The following is a 701-nucleotide window of genomic DNA, read 5'->3' on the forward strand; positions in this document are numbered from 1 at the left end:
GCGCTGTTTTTACGCTATGAGTCGGGCCGCATTGTGGCGGTGGACTACCAGGTTCAACGGGCCAAGGGACATGAGCCTTACGCTTGGATCACAGAGCACAGCGTTGTTTCCTACGTCTACGACGACATAGGCCGACTGGTCTCAGCGACCAATGCCGTCGGTGAAAGCGAGGTTTATCGCTACGACGATCAGCACGTGATTCTTGAACGTGGGTTGGCCGGTGGGGCGAGCTTCTTTTGGGCGTGGGAACGGTCTGGTAAAGCGGCGCGATGTGTCCGGCATTGGGCCAGTTTTTCGCAGATGGATACGCGGTATGTGTGGGGGGATGACGGCAGCGTTGTGGTGCACAACGCCGATGGCAGCCAGGAAGTGTATGTCCACGATGACCGCGCACGGCTGGTGCAGCGTATTGATCCGGACGGTGCCGAGCATTTCAAATCCTACGACGATAAAGGCCGGCTGACGGTCGAGCAGGACCCGCTGGGCGCGGTGACGGCGTATCAGTACGACGAGGCCGGACGCTTGGTGGCGTTGTTTCCGGGGGACGATGAGCCCACTTCCTACGAGCATGACAACGGCTTCGTACGGGTTGTAAGGCGAGGCTCAGCGGTTTGGAAGTACGAGCGCAACGATCAGGGCGACGTGACGCGTAGGACCGATCCCGACGGTCACATCACCGACTACAGCTACAACAAATACGG

The 701-nt window shown here is 59.3% G+C and carries 1 pseudogene; it reads left to right on the forward strand.

What is annotated here, in order from left to right:
* Window positions 1-701, forward strand: a pseudogene (locus AOA60_RS03765) (RHS repeat domain-containing protein); the annotation flags it as partial.

It is taken from the genome of Pseudomonas sp. 2822-17, from assembly GCF_002742485.1.
Lineage (GTDB): Bacteria > Pseudomonadota > Gammaproteobacteria > Pseudomonadales > Pseudomonadaceae > Aquipseudomonas > Aquipseudomonas cyclaminis.